Raw genomic sequence first — 15,835 nt, forward strand, 5'->3', positions numbered from 1 at the left:
TATAAGAGACAGGCTTTAGCTCATCAATCCACCATCGACCATGTGCACCGTGCCCGTGACATAGGTGCTCAAGTCGCTGGCCAAATACAGCACCGCGCCAGCAATTTCTCGCGCTGAGGCATGGCGCTTCAAAGGCACGGCTTGGTTGAGTTGCTCAGTCACGTTGATGCCCAGCATCTTGCCCATCTCCACCTCAATGCCAGTTTGAAACGCGTTGTCAACCGGGCCAGGGTGGATGCTGTTGACCCGAATGCCACGCGATGCTGCCGAACGCGAGGCCACACGCATCACACCCACTTGCGCATGCTTGGCCGTCACATACGCCATGTTCACACCCGCACCTCCGCGCACGCCAGAGATGCTGGAGGTGATGATGATGCTGCCCCCATCGTTCATGTGCGGCAGCCCGTACTTGCAGGCCAAAAATGCGCCTTTGGCATGGATCGTCAAGGTGGTGTCGAAGATGTCTTCGGGGTACTCCTCCACACGCGCATTGCGGCCGGCATTGCCCGCGTTGCTGAAGATCACATCGATCTTGCCCCACTTGGCCACGATGGCTTCAAACGAAGCCGCCACCCGCGCCGCATCGGTCACGTCGCAAGGAAAGGCAAACACATGCGGGCTGTTCAAACTTTGCACCGCCGCCTCCAAAGCGCTGAGGTCGAGGTCAACCAACATCACCTTGCCGCCCTCTTCTAAAAAGCGTTGGGCCGAGGCCAAGCCAATGCTGCCTGCGCCTCCGGTGACCACGCACACCTTACCGTCTAACAAGGCCATGACTGCTCCATTCAATCCAGCTTGGCGCCGGAAATTTTGATACGTTGCTCTTGGCGCACGCGGTCGCGCGTGGCATAGGCCACAAACTCGTCGGGCGAGCTGGCCACCAACTCGAACGCATAGGCGTCGATGTAGCGCTCACGGAAGGCCGGGTCACGCACGATGCGTTGCACATCTGCCGCAATCTTGGCCACCACGTCTTTGGGCGTTTCGCGCGGCGCAAACAAGCCAATGTTGAAGTTGGCGTCGATGTTTTCAAAACCCGACTCAATCAAGGTCGGCACATTGGGCAACAACTTGGCGCGTTGCGCACCCGAAATGGCCAAGGCTTTGAGCTTGCCTGCTTTGATGTGTTGGTCCAACACCGACACCGCACCAAACGCGGCCTCAATTTGGCCACTCAGCATGTCTTGAATGACGGGTGCCAAACCTTTGTAGGGCACATGGTTCAGGGTGATGCCGGCACGGTTCTCCAGCCAAGCCATCGACAAATGGGTCACGTTGCCAATGCCGGTCGAGCCATAAGCCACTTTGCCCGGGCGTTGCTTGGCGTACTCGACAAACTCTTTCACCGTATTAACCGGCATGCTGGCGGGCACAAACAAAGCCATGTTGGCCACCGCAATGCGCGTGACCGGCGCGAACGCATTCACCGGGTCATAGGGCAACTTAGAAAACAAAAATTGGTTTTGTGAAATCACAGGGTCTGTGGCCATCAACAGCGAATAGCCATCGCCTTTGGAGGTGGCAATGTTTTCAGCCCCCACAATTTCGTTGGCCCCTGGGCGGTTGTCCACCACCACCGTCTGACCCCAGGTCTCGGTCAGGCGTGCCGACAGCGCACGCGCGATCACGTCCACCGGACCACCCGCCGACAAAGGCACCACGATGCGCACCGGCTTGGACGGAAACGCTTGTGCCCCGCACAGACCAGGCGCACTCAGCACCGCCAGTGCCAAACTTGCGGCACGTAAAAACTGTTTCATGAAAATCCCCTTTGGATGGTTGAAGCAAATCACAGCTTGGCTCGAAATCGATTCGCCTGACGCAAGTCGCATACATCTCTCACTCTCGACGAAAGCGGCAATTTTGGGTTTAGAGTCGGGCCCTCGTCGTGGTCGTTTGTACCTAGACCTGTGCCGTGTGCGACAGCCAAGCATGCGCGCGTGTGAACTATTCCCTTCCCTTTCGAAAGGCCTCGTGATGAAAGCTGCTTGGTACAGCCACAACGGTGAAGCCGTTGACGTGTTGAAGTTCGGTGAACTGCCCACCCCACAACCCGCCGCCGGTGAGGTGCGCGTCAAACTTGCCACCTCAGGCGTCAACCCCTCGGACGTGAAGTCGCGCAAAACCCGGCCCATCACCGATGCCGAAATCATTCCGCACAGCGATGGCGCAGGCGTGATCGACGCGGTGGGCACCGGCGTGTCGTCTGCGCGCATTGGCGAGCGCGTGTGGATCTGGAATGGTCAGTGGCAACGCCCTTGGGGCACTGCCTGTGAATTCATCACACTGCCCGAGCAACAGGCGGTGGCCCTGCCCGATCACATCGACTTTGCCGCCGCCGCGTGCTTTGGCATTCCGGCCCTGACTGCGGTTCAAGCCATCCATTTGGCCGGGGACTTGAAAGACAAAACCGTGCTGGTGGTGGCCGCCTCGTCGGCGGTGGGGCATTACGCCGCACAACTGGCGGTGCTGCAAGGAGCACGCGTGATTGGCACCGTGGGCTCTGAAGCCAAAGCCGAGCATGTGCGCCGTGTTGGCGTGCATGAAGTCATCCACTACAAAACCGAATCGGTGCGCGACAAGATCAAACAGCTCACCAACGGCCAAGGGGTGGACGTGGTGATCGACATGGACTTCTCCACGTCCCAGCAGTTCACGGCCGACGGCAGCCTCAAGCGCCACGGCACGCTGGTGTGCTATGGCTCCAATGTGGCGGGCGAGGTGGCGGTCAATTTCCGGCCCTTGTTGTGGAACTCCATCACCATGAAGTTCTTCTTGGTCTACGACTTGACGGAGGCTGACCGCCAACATGGCCTGAACCGTTTGAACCAGCTCTTGCAAGACAAAGCCTTGGTGCACGCCGTGGCAGCGCAATACCCTTTGCAAGACATCGTCCAAGCCCACCAAGCGGTGGAGCGTGGTCAGGTGATGGGCAACGTGGTGATCACGCTCTGACGGCACGCGCTGCGCACCTCGCGCAGCGCCTCATGCAAGCGCCATGAACGCTTCATAAGTGCTGCATGCGTGCTGCATGCACGCCCCCCCGGTCAGTGCAAAGGCACAAACAACTCGGCCGCGCGTTTGGGCGGCAAGCCATGCGCTTGCGCCAAGCTCGCCACCGAGGCCATCATCTCGGGGGTCACGCCCTGCGGATGGCGGTGCACTTCCATCCAGGTCTCCAAACCCTCGGCCGAAGGCTCAGGGCGCTGCAACAGTTCCACCGTCATGCCGGGCCAAGCTTGCACCACCGCGTCTTGAAAATCGCGCACCCGCTCCACCCACTGCGCATGCTCTTGCAGCGGCAGCTTGTAATACACAAACAAGGTGATGCCGGTGTGGGGGTGTGGCGTGCTCATGACATTTGCCTTATTGGCGCTCCAGCTTCATGGTGGTGACCAAGTTGTTCCACTTGTCGATCTCGCTCGACAAAATGTCGCGCAACTCTTCGGGGGTGCCACCGCGTGCATCGATGCCCACTTCTTGAAACTTGCTGCGCACATCGGGCAAGGCCAAGGCGGCGTTGATTTCTTTGTTCAGGCGTTCAATGATGGGGCGTGGTGTTTTGGCAGGTGCGGCTACGCCGTTCCAGGCCGTCACGTTGTAGCCCTTGACTCCGCTCTCGGCCAAGGTGGGCACTTCGGGCAAGCCACGAAAACGCGTGCCTGACGACACGGCCATGGCTTTGATCTCACCACTGCGAATCAAAGGCATGGCGGGCGAGATGATTTCAAACACCACCGAAATGTCTTTGCTCTTGAGCGCCAGCATCAACGACGGTGTGGTGCGGTAAGGCACGATGGTGGTGTTCAAGCCGGCCAGGCTTTTGAACAACACGGCCGACATGTGCTGGCCACTGCCCAAACTCACGGTGCCAATGTTGTACTTCTCGGGGTTGGCTTTGGCCTTGGCGATGAAGTCTTGCACGCTCTGAATGTCAGAGCTTTTGTCCACCAACATCACCACATCAAAAAAGCCCATGGCCGAGATCGGCAAAAAGTCGCGCTTGATGTCGTAGGGCATTTTGTTGAACATGGCCGCACTCACCGCGTTGCCATAGTTCATGTGCAGCAAGGTGTAACCATCGGGGTCGGCCTTGGCCACGGTTTCACCCGCCACAATGCCGCCCGCGCTGGGTTTGTTGTCGACCACCACCTGTTGTCCCATTGCGTCAGACAACTTTTGCGCCACCATGCGCGCCGTGATGTCGGCCACGCCACCGGGGGCGTAACCCACCACCAAACGGATGGGCTTGTTGGGGTAGTTGTTGGCTTGCGCCTGCGCGCCAGTGGCGCCCACCATGAGCCCCACACTGAGCATCCAAGGCGCCAGGCAGGCCCAGAGGGTGCGTGTTGAAGAGGTCATGATTTGTCTCCTGTTTTGCCCATGCCCGCCCAGCGGGACACCAGGTCTGTCTCAATGTCAAAAAGGTCCAGGCACCGGCCCACCGTGTGGTTGACCATGTCGTCCAAGGTTTGGGGCCGCGCATACAAAGCGGGCACCGGTGGCATGAGGATGGCTCCGTTCTCGCACGCCTGCGTCATGGCTTTCAGGTGGCCGGCGTGCAGCGGTGTCTCACGCACCATCAACACCAATTTGCGACGCTCCTTGAGCACCACGTCAGCCGCACGCGACAACAAGCTGGTGGTCATGCCGTAGGCAATTTCAGACAGCGAGCGAATCGAACACGGCGCCACCACCATGCCCATGGTCTTGAACGACCCGGACGAAATGGTGGCCCCGATGTTCTTGGCGTTGTGCACCTCAAAGGCCATGGCCTCCACCTCTTTGTGGGTGTAGTCGGTCTCGGCGGTCAGCGTCAAACGCGCCGAGTCGCTCATCACCAAATGGGTTTCGATGTCGCTGTGTTGCAAGGCTTGCAAGATGCGCACGCCGTACACAATGCCCGACGCACCGCTGATGCCCACGATCAAACGCCGGGGTGTTTTGCTGGAAGGGCTGGTCATGGCAGCGCTCACTGCTCGTCAGGACGAAACTTGCTTTCGGCCTTCACATCGTTGCGTTGTTGTTTCAGGCTGATGGCACCGTTCTCCAGGTAGCGCCCGGTGGCCGCGCGCAAGGCCGCAGCGTCCCATTGGGGCAACCAGTCGCCCAGCGAATACCCAAACCATGGCGCTTGGGGGCGCAGCTTGGGCAAGCCCAGCTCTTCCCAAATGGCTTTGGAGCGCTCCATGTACTCTTTGGTGGGCAAGGCCAGTGGCGGCATGTCGCCCTTCATGGTGGCGTCCATCAGCAAGGTGGAGTCTTCTTCGCCGTCCAACTCACGCTTGGGTCCGTGGCCCTGGCCCCGGTGCTCCAGCGTTTGCACATCCACCACCGGGTTCATGCGGTAGGCCATGGCCCACAGCAGCGCATCGGCGTTGTCGGGGTCGATGTCCTCGTTCACCGCAATGCAAATCTTGCCGCAGTCGCCTTTGAAGAAGGCTGCGCCATACAGGGCGCGCCACACTTCGGTCTTGGGCGTGTTCTTCTCGAAGGTGATCACCGTCACGCGCAACAAGCCCGTGAGCGGCTCGTGCAGCGACACGCGTTTGACGCCGCGAATGCCCAAGGCATTGCGCAAGTGCGCCAAGAACAAGGGCTCGTAGGCCACCCGCTTGATCACGCTCGACTCACTCGGTGCCACCTGGCTGATGTACGACGGAATCACCGGCTTGGCGCGGTGCGTGATGGCCGTGATGGTCATGGGCAGGTTGAACTCTTCCAGTGCCACGTGGCCGTGCGACTCGCCAAACGGCGCTTCGGGCTCCAAAAATTCCAAATCGATTTGGCCTTCAATCACGATCTCGGCTTGTGCCGGCACGCGCAGGTTGACGGTGCGGGCCTGGGTCACTTCAATCGGCGCGCCAGCCAAACCGCCAGCCACATCGAACTCGTCCATGCCGATGGGCAGTTTTTGCGGGCCCATGAAGGCCACATACGGTGGGCAGCCCAGCACGATGGCGCAAGGCATGGTTTTGTGTCCGGCCTTCTTCCAGGCTTGGTAGTGCAGGTAACCGCCGGCACCGCCCACGCGGGTGGCCATGCGCACCACCAAACGGTCGGGCGCTTTCAGGGCACAACGGTAGGTGCCCATGTTTTGCACGCCGGTCTCAGGGTCCACCGTGATCACGTTGGTGGCCGTCAGGGTGGGTGCGCTGTCAAAGCCCGGGGTGGAAATGGGAATGGGCAACATGTCCAAGCCCTTGCCCTCGCCTTGCAAGTCGGCCCCTTCGTGGATCACGTCGTGGCAAGGTGCGTTCTCGACCATGCGCGGTTTGATGGGGTGGTTGATGGCGTGGTCCCAGCGGGCTTGAATTTGATCGACCGACGAGCCCATGCCCACGCTGTAAATCTCACGGTTGGCGGCCAGTGCGCCCACCACCACCGGAATGTCGTACTTGCGGCCTTGGGCGTTGACGATGTTGGTGAACAAAAACGCTTTGCGCTCGGCCTCGTCCATGCCACCCACAAATTGCCAGCGCACCAAGGGGTGCAGCTCAGAGTCTTTGTCGATGGGGCGGTCGATCACTTGCAGCAAGCCGCGGCGCTTGAGCTCTTCCAAGTGGTCGTGCAAATCGGGGTAACCGGTGGTGTGTTGGCTCATGAGAGATCGTCAATCAAGTAGAAAAAAACGCAAGCGCCGATGATGCCTTGAACGGTGTCACCCCACATCGGGCAATACCCGAGAAAAACTCACACCCTCACCACTTCATGGTGTCGGCCAACTGCGCAATGGAGCGCTCGGTGTCTTGCCCCTCTTTGACCAACCAATCACTGAAACTCTCAATGACGGGGTTTTGCGCCGCCCCCAAGGGCGAGTTGGCAAAGTAACGGCGCTGCCGCGCCACCCGCAAACCAAAGGGCGCGCACAAGCGCCCGGCAATCACGTCGTCGGCCACCAAAAACAAGGGCACCAAGACCAACCCCAAGCCTTCGGCCGCAGCCTGCAAAGCAAAGTACATCTGCTCAAACTGCAAGCTTTTGCTGGGCTGTTGGGTCTGGGGCACCTGCGCCAAGGCCAACCATTCGGCCCAATTCAGGGGTTCGGTGTCGTAGCTGATGAGGGTGTGCTGCGCCAAATCGACCGGGTCTTTGAGACGCCCGCCTTCCAACAGGTCGGGGTGACAAATCGGCACGATGGTCTCAGTCATGAACGGCACCGACACCATGCCAGGCAAGGGCTCGTGGGCCCCGCGAATGGCCACGTCGTAGCCCCGCTCTTCAAAGTTGACTGGCGCGGTGGACGTGGTGAGCTTGACCTCCACCCCGCCCCGGCGCTTTTGAAACGCCGAGATGCGCGGAATCAACCAGCGCATGGTGAAGGTCGGGGGTGCGTTGATGCGCAAGGCCGTGGGTTCGGCCTGCTCGACCAACTGCATGGCGGTCACCGCAATGCGGTCCAGGGCCGGGGTGACTGCGGTCAAAAACGTGCGCCCGGCATCGGTCAGGCTGAGCTGCGACTGGCTGCGGTTGAACAACGGGGTGCTCAGCCAGGCCTCCAGCACGGCCACTTGCTTGCTGACCGCGCCGTGCGTGACAAACAGCTCTTTGGCCGCCTTGGTGAAGCTCACATGACGCGCCGCCGCCTCAAATGCACGCACCGCATTCAAAGGGGGAAGTTTTCTCATAAGTGGCGGCCATGTTAGTCAGGAGGGATGGATTAGCGTATGAGATTTTCTCATGCAACGTGAATATTACTGAATTGCACCCAGGGGGCAATTCAACCGACACTCTGGCCCGACCCAAGAAGGAGCCGCGCGTGAGAAATAGTCAGCACACCCCCACAGCCATTCGGAACATCAGCCCATGAAAGCCGCCGCCTTCGATTACATCCGTGCCGACAACGTCGCGCACGCCCTGAGCTTGCTGCAACAACACGGCGGCGACGCCAAGCTGATTGCCGGTGGCCAAACCCTGGTGCCCATGATGGCCATGCGCTTGGCGCGGCCTGAGTTGCTGGTGGACATCCACCGCCTCGACGCCCTGCGCACCATCAGCCTCACGCCCGACACCCTCACCCTGGGTGCCGGGGTGCGCCAGTGCGAGGTAGAGCGCCATGCCGAGATCGGCCAGCGACTGCCCCTGATTCACCAAGCCTTGTACTGGGTGGGCCACCAACAAACCCGCAACCGGGGCACCGTGGGCGGCAGCTTGGCCTACGCCGACCCCTCGGCTGAGTTGCCCCTGGCTGCATTGATCTTGGGTGCCACCCTGCACCTTGAAAACGCCGAAGACGGCGCGCGCGCGGTTGCGGCTGAAGACTTCTTCTTAGGCCCCATGTTCACCGCCATCGGCGACACCGATTTGCTGCGCCGCATCGACTGGCCCATTTGGCCAGGCACGCACATTCGCTCGGCCTTTCAAGAAACCGCCATTCGCCACGGCGACTTCGCCATGGCCTCGGCCGCTTGCCAGGTGCAACTCGATGCCCAAGGCTTGGTCGCCCGTGCCAGCTTTGGCTTGGGTGGCGTCAGCGGCACACCGCTGGTGTTTGCAGAGCTCGCGCAACAGCTGGTGGGCCAACGCCTGAGCCCCGAGCTGGCCAAAGACGTGGCCCACGCCGCCGCCCAAACCTGTGACCCCGGCAGCGACATGCACGCCAGCGCCGACTACCGCCGCCACTTGGCCGCCGCCTTGTTGGCCCGTGTCTTGTTGCTAGCCGCTTCCCCGAAAGAATGACCATGCCCTCCAAACTGACCGTCCAAATCCGCGTCAACGGCGTCTTGCAACAGCGCGACGTTGAGCCTCGCACCACCCTGGTCGACTTTCTGCGCGACGAGCTGGCCCTGACCGGCACCCACGTGGGTTGCGAACACGGCGTGTGTGGTGCTTGCTCGGTGCTGCTCAACGACGAACCCGTGCGCTCGTGCTGCATGTTTGCTGTGCAAGCCGATGGCATGAACATCACCACCGTCGAAGGCTTAGCACCCGAGCGCGGCTGCCTGTCCAAGATTCAAGATTCGTTTTGCGAAAAACACGCGCTGCAATGCGGCTACTGCACGCCCGGCATGTTGATCGCGTGCCACGCCTTGGTGGCGCACACCCCGCACCCCAGCGAGGCGCAAGTGCGCGAAGCCATCAGCGGCAACCTGTGCCGCTGCACCGGTTACCAACAAATTGTGGACGCGGTGATGCACGCCACCGCCCCCCAGGAGCACAGCCATGAGTGACGCCAGCCCTTTCCGCTACATCGGCAAACACCGCCGCGCGGTGGAGCACAAACGCTTTGTGGTGGGCCAAGGCCATTACGCCGCCGACATCCACCGCCAAGGCATGCTGCACGTGGCCTTGGTGGCCAGCCCCTATGCCAGCGCCAAAATTTTGAGCATCGACGCCAGCCAAGCCCTGGCCATGCCCGGCGTGCATGCGGTGGTCACCGGTGCTGAGCTGCGCGCCGCCACCGACCCGGTGTTGCCCGGTGTGGATGCGCCACAGGTCACGCGCTTTCCGATGGCTTCGGACGTGGCGCGCTACGCCGGTGAATGGGTGGCTGCGGTGGTGGCCGACACCCGCGCCCTGGCTGAAGACGCCGCCGAGCTGGTGATGGTCGAGTACGAACAAACCGCCCACATCGTGGACCCCGAAGCCGCCCTGCACAGCGACGCACCGCTGGTGCACCCCGCCCACGGCTCGAACCTGATTTTTGACCGCAAGTTCGTTTGGGGCCCGGTCGAAGAAGACTTTGCGAAGTGCGACCACCAGCTGAGCTACCGCGTGCGTTGGGCACGCAACTCGACCGTGCCGATCGAAACCTTTGCAGTGGCCTGCGAGTGGAACGACGCCACCGAAGTGCTGGATGTGTGGGCCTCGATCCAGATGCCCAAGTTCCCCGACCAACTGGCCAAAGCCCTGCGCTTGCCCGGCAACGGCGTGCGTGTGCACTTTGACGTGGACGTGGGCGGCAGCTACGGCGTCAAGCGCGGCTTGAAGCACTCCATCATGGTGGGCTACCTCGCCAAAAAAATCGGCCGCCCGGTGCGCTTTGTCGAAGACCGCATCGAGAACATGCGCGGCGGCGACATGCAAGGCCCGGATCGCATTTTTGATGTGACGCTGGGCTTTCAAAACGACGGCACCTTGCGCACCATGCGCATGCGCGCCTTGGACGACATTGGCGCCTACTCGGGCCGCTCGCCCTTGCAATTGGGCAAGCCCGTGGGTGCCATCGTGGGGCCGTACCGCATTCAAAGCGTCGAGTACCACGCCCTGGCGGTGATGACCAACAAGACGCCGCAAGAAGCGGTGCGTGGCTTTGGCCAATCGCCCACCAACTACGCGCTGGAAACCGGCATCGACAAAGTGGCGCGCTTTCTCAAGATGGACCGCATCGAGCTGCGTCGCCGCAACCTGATTGGCAAGGACGAATTCCCCTACCTCATCCCCAGCGGTACCCACTACGACTCGGGCGACTACGCCACCGTGATGGACAAAGCCCTCAACGCCGCGCCCATGACCCACATCGTGCAAGAGCGTGACCGCCTGCGCGCCCAAGGCATGTTGGCTGGCATTGGCATCTCCACCTGCTTGGAGCCTTCGGGCGGCAACTCGTCGTTCGAGCCACTGTTCAACCCCAAGAACCAAACCACCACCTGGATGGACTCGTGCCTGGTGCGCGTGGACTTGGGCGGCACCGTCACCGCCTTGATGGCCACCTCCACCTCGGGCCAAGCGCACGAGACCTTGGTGTCCACCGTGGTGGCCGAAATCTTGCACCGTGCGCCCGACAGCATCCGCGTCATCCACTCCGACTCGCTCAACGCCCTGCCCTCCAACAGCCCGGTGGGCAGCCGCATGGCCATCATGCTGGGCGGCGCGGCAGCAGGTGCGGCCAAAAAAATTCGCCAACAGCTGCTGCAAATTGCGGCCCACAACCTGAAGCAACCCATCGAGCAGTTGGTGTACGAAGGCGGCGATGTGCACCTGCGCGGCGACCCCAGCGTGCGCATGAGCTGGGACGCCTTGGTGGACGTGGCCCACCGCAAATACCACCTGCTGCCCGAGCACATGGAGCCAGGCCTGCAAGAAAAGTTTGTGATGGAAGTGCCCACCGGCGGCGCCTTGCCCACCGAAGACGGCCGCATTCAGATGTACCCCTGCCACTCGTTCGAGTCGCACGTGATCTTGGCCAGCATCGACCCCGAGACCTGCAAAGTCAGCATCCAGCGTTATGTGTGCGGCCACGACTGCGGCGTGATGATCAGCCCCGACGTCGTGCACGGCATGACCTACGGCGGCATTGCCCACGGCCTGGGTGCGTCGCTGATGGAGAAGTTTGCGTTCTCCGACGAAGGCCAGTTGCTGGCCGGCACCTTCATGGACTACCTGTTGCCCACCTCGGCCGAAGTGCCAGCCATTACCATCGTCGACCACTGCACGCCCTCACCCTTGACCGAGTTTGGCCAAAAAGGTTCGGGCGAAGCGGGCTACCTCGGCAGCCCTGCTGCCATTGCCAGCGCAGTCAACGATGCCTTGGCACCTCTGGGTGCCTCGATCGACCATCTGCCCATGACCCCTCAGGCCATTTGGGCTGCCCTCCAACAGAGACAAGGAAATGTTTGACATGAGCCACACCCCCCTGCAACACCACATCCCCGGCCCTGTGGGCAACCTCTCGGTGCTGGAACAAGGCAACCCCCAGGGCCCCGTCATTGTGATGAGCCACTCCATCTTGTCGTCCGGCATGATGTGGGCGCAACAAGCCGAACTGCTGGCCGCCTGCGGCTGGCGCGTGCTGCGTGCCGACATTCGCGGCCACGGCGGCTCTGAAGCCGGCCCTGCCCCCTATGTGATGGACGACTTGGTGGCCGACACCATCGCCATCTTGGATGCCCTGCACATCGAGCGCGCGCACTATGTGGGCCTGTCGCTGGGGGCCATGAGCGGCTTTGGTTTGGGCGTTCGCCACCCTGAGCGCGTGCTGAGCTTGCTGCTGTGCGACGGCCGTGCCGACATGCCCGAAGCGGCGGGGGCGATGTGGAACGAGCGCATCGACGCCGCCCGCGCCCATGGCTGCGCCGTGTTGGCCGTGCCCACCACCGAGCGCTGGTTTGGCAAAGCGTTTTTAGACGCCCACCCCGACACCGCCCAGCGTTTCCAAGACACCGTGGGTGCCACCCAGGTGGAAGGCTTTGTGGGCTGCGCCCAAGCCATTCAAACCTTGAACTACCTGCCCCAAGCGGCCAGCATTCAAGCCCCCACCACCTTGCTGACGGGTGCCAACGACGGCGTGTTCCCACAGGTGATGGGCGCGCTGTGCCAGGTCATCCCCAACGCCAAACTCGAAATCATTGCCGACGCAGGCCACCTGCCCAACATCGACCAACCCACTGCCTTCAACGCTGCGTTGATGCGCCACTTTTTCAACACCCCCGCCTGGAGCCAACCATGAGCCATCCCCACCTGCTGATCCAACAAGACGGTCGTCTTCTTCGCATCCAACTCAACCGCGCCGAAGACAACGGCACCTCTGACAGCATGGCCGCTGCCCTGTCGGAAGCGGTGTTGAACGCGCATGAAACCTCTGACGCCGTGATCCTCACCAGCGTGGGCCCCGACTTTTGCACGGGCCGCATCCGCGACGCGGGCACCACGCCACCTGCGGCCGAGGCCTACACACGCCGCGACGAATACGACTCGATCTTCAACAGCTACAAAGCGCTGCGCAGCTGCAAGGTGCCCGTGATTGGTGTGATCGAAGGCCGTTGCATGGGCTTTGGCACTGCCATTGCGTCGCTGTGCGACGTGTCGTTTGCCAGCGAGAGTGCCACCTTCAACATTCCAGAAATTGCGCACAACGTGATGCCCACCATGGTGATGTCTGCGATCTACGACCGCATGAACCGCAACGCCATTTTGTGGATGGCTTACTCGGCCGACTTCATCAGCGCGCAGCAAGCCATGACCTACGGCATCGTCAGCAACGTGGTGGCCGCCGACAAGCTGCACGCCGAAGTGGCGCGCTTTTGCGAGATCTTGCTCAGCCGCCCACGCCCTGCCATCTTGGGCCTCAAAGAGTACTTGCGTGTGGCACCCCGCATGGACGAGCAAGGCGCGATCGACTACGCCCGCAGCCTGCACTCGATGGTCAACACCTCGGCCGCCATGAAACGCAAAGCGCACTGAGCCCGCTATGGAAATCATTGGCAAACAAGTCATCCCCGTGCCACGCGATGTGGTTTGGGCTGCGCTCAACAACCCCGAAGTGCTCAAAGCCTGCTTGCCAGGCTGCGAGTCGGTGGAGCTGACCGCGCCCAACGAGTTCAAGGTGGCGATCAAGACCGTCATTGGCCCTTTGCGTGCGCGCTTTCAAGGCAGCTTGCGCATGAGCGAGGTGGATGCCCCCAGCTCGTGCCTGATGCACTTTGAAGGCCAAGGCGGTGCCGTGGGCTTTGGCAAGGGCAGCGCCAACGTGGCCCTGCGCGACACGCCCGATGGCACCGAGCTGGCCTATGAGGCCCGCGCCCAAGTGGGTGGCAAGCTGGCCCAAGTGGGTTCGCGCCTGATCGACAGCGTGGCCAAAAAAATGACGGACGACTTTTTCAAAGCCTTCCGTTTGCAACTGGTGCCCGCTGAGGCTGCGCCCGACAACGCCAAATCACCCGCGACTGCACCCGCTGCTGCACCCGCTGCTGCCAGCGCCCCCGCTGCGGCAAGCATTGGCGCATCACATGGGTCATCGGCCAGCGCGCCCACTGGTGCATCGCGCCCTGCCCCGGCACCTGCCCACACACACGACACCACCCTGGTGCCCGGTTGGTGGTTGGCACCCGCCGCGTTGCTGGGGGCTTTCATTGCCATCGCTGCTGGCCGCTGGATGCATTGAGCGCAACACATCAAAATTCAGGAGACACACCCATGACCCCCTCTCACCTCTCACGCCGTCAACTCGTGCTGGCCAGTGCAGGCGCTGCCGCACTGGGTGCTGCGCCTTGGGGCCAAGCCCAAGTCATCGACAGCGGCAAGGTGGTGAAAGTGGTGGTGGGCTTCCCGGCGGGGCAAGCCACCGACATGGTGACCCGCGTGTTGGCCGAGCGCATGCGCGCCATCACCGGCGACAACTACGTGGTGGACAACCGCCCCGGCCAAGGCGGCAGCCTGGCGCTGGGCCAGTTGGCCAAGTCGCCCACCAACGGCTCGGTGATGATGATTGCCCACATGTCTGCCGTGGCCACCAACCCGCACATCTACAAGAGCGTGCCCTATGACAGCGGCAAAGACTTTGAAGCCGTGGGCCTGATTGGCGACCTGCCCTTTGTGCTGGTGTGCAACCCCAGCTTGCCGGTCAACAACCTCAAAGAACTCATTGCCTACGCCAAGGCCAACCCCGACAAGCTCAACAACGCCTCGTCGGGCAACGGCACCGTGTCGCACCTGGCCATGGAAGAACTCAAGCGCAAAGCGGGCTTGAAGATCACCCACATTCCCTACAAAGGCAGCGTGGCCGGTTTGACCGACGTGATTTCGGGCAACGTGTCGATGGCGCTGGAGACGGCCTCTGCCGTGCGCGCCCATGTGGAGTCGGGCCGTTTGCGTGCCATTGCAGCGGGCAGCTCCAAGCGTTTGAGCGGCTCGCTGTCGTCGGTGCCCACCATGATTGAGCAAGGCTTTGCCGACTTCACGGCGGTGACCTGGCTGATGATGCTCTACCCCGCAGGCACCTCGAAAGAGTTGGTCAAGGCCACCCACACCGCACTCAACAGCGTGATGGCGCAACCCGACATGGAACAAAAGTTGGTGTCGCTGGGCCTGCAACCGCGCACCAGCAACAACCCCGAAGAAGCTGCGGCCTATTTGCGCAGCGAACTCAAAAACTGGGGCGAGATCGTCAAGCGCAGCGGCTTGGAAAAAGAATAAACCTGCCGCGCCCAAGCCCCAAAGCACTTGGGGCTTCGCTCAGTGCTTTAAGCCGCGCGCACAGCCACCGTCATCTCGCCAATGCCTGCGAACGAGGTGGTGATCACGTCACCCGGCACCACCGGGGCCACGCCTTCGGGCGTGCCGGTGTAGAGCAAGTCACCGGGCTCTAAGCTGTAGTACGACGAGGCAAACTCAATCAGCTCTGGAATGCCAATCAGCAAATCGCGCGTGTTGGCCTTCTGGCGCAACTCGCCGTTCACGTGCAATGAAAAATCCATCTGGTCGGCGTGGCCTATTTCATCGGCGGTGACCAACCAAGGGCCGAGCACGCTGTAGCTGTCAATCGACTTGCGCAGGCTGCGCTCTTGCGGCCCACGCACCGTCATGTCGAGCCCCGTGCAGTAAGCCGCAATGTGGCCCCAGGCATCGGCGGCTTTGATGTTGCGCCCGCCCTTGCCAATGACCACCACCAACTCAGCCTCGTGGTCGTTACGACGGTCCAGGTGCTGCAAAGCCACACCGGCACTGGCACCGCACAGCGAACTGTTGGCCTTGAGGAACAGGCCGATTTTTTGAATTTCCAAAATCTGGTTGTTGTGGTGAATCTCGGCTTGCTCGCGGGCTTCGTCCAAATGCTTTTTGTAGTTGACCGGGGCCGCCACAATCTTGCCCGGGTTGGCCACCGGCGACAGCCAGCGACGCCCGGCCAATGGCAGCTTGGGCGCAGTGGGTGCAATGCGCGTGATCTCGGCCATCACCGCAGGCAAATGCGTGATCAGCAAATCGTTGCGTGGCAAGGGGTAGTGGCAGGTGGGCAGCACCGACAAAGCGGCGGTGACATCACGCACACCATCGGCCTCTACCAGGCCGAGTTGGTCGTTGTCGAATCTACAAATTTTCACAGTCAGTTCCTTTGGGGGGTGCTGTGTATTTTGCTGTCTCTTATACACATCTGACGCTGCCGACGATAAGGCTC

Annotated in this window: 16 protein-coding genes; 8 read left to right on the top strand and 8 right to left on the bottom strand. The window is 61.7% G+C overall.

Annotation, left to right across the window (positions count from 1 at the left end; genetic code table 11):
- Positions 1-15 precede the first annotated feature (15 nt).
- Both ACKWJN_RS13185 and ACKWJN_RS13190 read right to left on the bottom strand, forming a co-directional pair.
- Positions 16-777, bottom strand: coding sequence for an SDR family NAD(P)-dependent oxidoreductase (locus ACKWJN_RS13185; protein ID WP_408597605.1), 762 nt, complete (start codon positions 775-777; stop codon positions 16-18).
- An 11-nt stretch (positions 778-788) separates the two neighbouring features.
- Positions 789-1,763 (bottom strand): Bug family tripartite tricarboxylate transporter substrate binding protein, encoded by a 975-nt coding sequence (locus ACKWJN_RS13190; RefSeq protein ID WP_408597607.1) that lies wholly within the window; start codon positions 1,761-1,763, stop codon positions 789-791.
- Positions 1,764-1,980: 217 nt separating this feature from the next.
- Here ACKWJN_RS13190 and ACKWJN_RS13195 point away from each other — a divergent pair, with 217 nt between their 5' ends.
- On the top strand, positions 1,981-2,958 hold the full coding sequence (locus ACKWJN_RS13195; RefSeq protein WP_408597609.1) for an NADPH:quinone reductase: 978 nt from the start codon (positions 1,981-1,983) through the stop codon (positions 2,956-2,958).
- Between the two features lie 92 nt (positions 2,959-3,050).
- On the opposite strand, the gene ACKWJN_RS13200 is transcribed toward ACKWJN_RS13195, so the two are convergent.
- The 5 genes from ACKWJN_RS13200 to gcvA all read right to left on the bottom strand — a co-directional run bounded on the left by ACKWJN_RS13200 (position 3,051) and on the right by gcvA (position 7,631).
- Positions 3,051-3,359 (bottom strand): DUF4936 family protein, encoded by a 309-nt coding sequence (locus tag ACKWJN_RS13200; RefSeq protein WP_408597611.1) that lies wholly within the window; start codon positions 3,357-3,359, stop codon positions 3,051-3,053.
- A 10-nt stretch (positions 3,360-3,369) separates the two neighbouring features.
- Positions 3,370-4,365: a Bug family tripartite tricarboxylate transporter substrate binding protein gene (locus ACKWJN_RS13205; protein ID WP_408597612.1), complete on the bottom strand. Its 996-nt coding sequence runs from the start codon at positions 4,363-4,365 to the stop codon at positions 3,370-3,372.
- Positions 4,362-4,967, bottom strand: a complete 606-nt coding sequence (locus ACKWJN_RS13210) for a UbiX family flavin prenyltransferase (protein ID WP_408597614.1) — start codon at positions 4,965-4,967, stop codon at positions 4,362-4,364. Before ACKWJN_RS13210 ends, ACKWJN_RS13205 begins: the two co-directional genes overlap by 4 nt.
- A gap of 8 nt (positions 4,968-4,975) precedes the next feature.
- Positions 4,976-6,607, bottom strand: a complete 1,632-nt coding sequence (locus ACKWJN_RS13215) for a UbiD family decarboxylase (protein ID WP_408597616.1) — start codon at positions 6,605-6,607, stop codon at positions 4,976-4,978.
- A 97-nt stretch (positions 6,608-6,704) separates the two neighbouring features.
- Entirely contained in the window at positions 6,705-7,631 is a 927-nt protein-coding gene (gcvA, locus tag ACKWJN_RS13220) for a transcriptional regulator GcvA (protein WP_408597617.1), read from the bottom strand.
- Positions 7,632-7,809: 178 nt separating this feature from the next.
- Between gcvA and ACKWJN_RS13225 the strand changes: the two genes are divergently transcribed.
- The 7 genes from ACKWJN_RS13225 to ACKWJN_RS13255 are packed head-to-tail and all read left to right on the top strand — an operon-like array spanning position 7,810 to position 14,856.
- Positions 7,810-8,682 (top strand): FAD binding domain-containing protein, encoded by an 873-nt coding sequence (locus ACKWJN_RS13225; protein ID WP_408597619.1) that lies wholly within the window; start codon positions 7,810-7,812, stop codon positions 8,680-8,682.
- A gap of 2 nt (positions 8,683-8,684) precedes the next feature.
- The gene (locus ACKWJN_RS13230; protein ID WP_408597621.1) at positions 8,685-9,173 is read left to right on the top strand and encodes a (2Fe-2S)-binding protein; all 489 of its coding nucleotides are present in this window, start codon (positions 8,685-8,687) and stop codon (positions 9,171-9,173) included.
- Positions 9,166-11,562 carry a xanthine dehydrogenase family protein molybdopterin-binding subunit gene (locus ACKWJN_RS13235; protein ID WP_408597623.1) on the top strand — a complete coding sequence of 799 codons (2,397 nt, stop codon included), beginning with the start codon at positions 9,166-9,168 and terminating at the stop codon, positions 11,560-11,562. Before ACKWJN_RS13230 ends, ACKWJN_RS13235 begins: the two co-directional genes overlap by 8 nt.
- Position 11,563: 1 nt before the next feature.
- Positions 11,564-12,391, top strand: coding sequence for an alpha/beta fold hydrolase (locus ACKWJN_RS13240; RefSeq protein ID WP_408597625.1), 828 nt, complete (start codon positions 11,564-11,566; stop codon positions 12,389-12,391).
- Positions 12,388-13,125 carry an enoyl-CoA hydratase/isomerase family protein gene (locus ACKWJN_RS13245; protein WP_408597627.1) on the top strand — a complete coding sequence of 246 codons (738 nt, stop codon included), beginning with the start codon at positions 12,388-12,390 and terminating at the stop codon, positions 13,123-13,125. The genes ACKWJN_RS13240 and ACKWJN_RS13245 overlap by 4 nt, the downstream gene beginning before the upstream one ends.
- 7 nt (positions 13,126-13,132) lie before the next feature.
- The gene (locus ACKWJN_RS13250) at positions 13,133-13,825 is read left to right on the top strand and encodes a CoxG family protein (protein WP_408597629.1); all 693 of its coding nucleotides are present in this window, start codon (positions 13,133-13,135) and stop codon (positions 13,823-13,825) included.
- Positions 13,826-13,857: 32 nt separating this feature from the next.
- Entirely contained in the window at positions 13,858-14,856 is a 999-nt protein-coding gene (locus tag ACKWJN_RS13255) for a Bug family tripartite tricarboxylate transporter substrate binding protein (protein WP_408597631.1), read from the top strand.
- A gap of 47 nt (positions 14,857-14,903) precedes the next feature.
- Here the strand turns inward: ACKWJN_RS13255 and ACKWJN_RS13260 are convergent, their stop codons facing one another.
- Positions 14,904-15,761: a fumarylacetoacetate hydrolase family protein gene (locus tag ACKWJN_RS13260; protein WP_408597632.1), complete on the bottom strand. Its 858-nt coding sequence runs from the start codon at positions 15,759-15,761 to the stop codon at positions 14,904-14,906.
- Positions 15,762-15,835 lie beyond the last annotated feature (74 nt).

The organism is Limnohabitans sp., assembly GCF_046052825.1.
Classification (GTDB): Bacteria; Pseudomonadota; Gammaproteobacteria; order Burkholderiales; family Burkholderiaceae_C; genus Limnohabitans.